General features: G+C 67.9%; 1 pseudogene. It reads left to right on the top strand.

The window, feature by feature from the left end:
* Positions 1–10: 10 nt before the first annotated feature.
* Positions 11–563: pseudogene (locus ASG00_RS18385) on the top strand (ATP-binding cassette domain-containing protein); the annotation flags it as partial.

The following is a 563-nucleotide window of genomic DNA, read 5'->3' as shown; positions in this document are numbered from 1 at the left end:
GAGTTATCTCATGACCGACAGCCCCGTGCTGGAACTGCGGGACGTGCAGAAGTCCTTCGGCTCCGTCGTCGCACTGCGCTCCGGGACGATCTCCGTCGACGGCGGATCGATCCACGCCCTCGTGGGTGAGAACGGTGCCGGCAAGTCGACGCTCGTCAAGATCGTCGCCGGCCTCTACCAGCGCGACGCCGGCGTGTTCCGCCTCCGCGGCGAGGCGGTCGACTTCTCGTCGACCGCCCAGTCGAAGGCGGCGGGCGTCGCGGTCATCTACCAGGAGCCCACGCTCTTCCCCGATCTCTCGGTGACCGAGAACATCTTCATGGGGCGCCAGCCGACCAGCCGATTCGGCCGCATCGACCGCAAGGCGATGCGCCACGAGGTGGAGCGCCTCTTCACCCGACTCGGCGTGCTGATCGATCCCGATCGGCCGGCCGAGGGTCTCTCCATCGCCGACCAGCAGGTCATCGAGATCGCCAAGGCCGTCTCCCTCGACGCGTCGCTGCTGATCATGGACGAGCCGACGGCCGCCCTGTCGGGCATCGAGGTCGAGCGCCTGTTCACGA

Source organism: Microbacterium sp. Leaf351, assembly GCF_001423825.1.
GTDB lineage: Bacteria > Actinomycetota > Actinomycetes > Actinomycetales > Microbacteriaceae > Microbacterium > Microbacterium ginsengisoli.
Note: the sequence above shows the minus strand (reverse complement) of the source record. Positions and strands in the feature narration are given on the sequence as shown.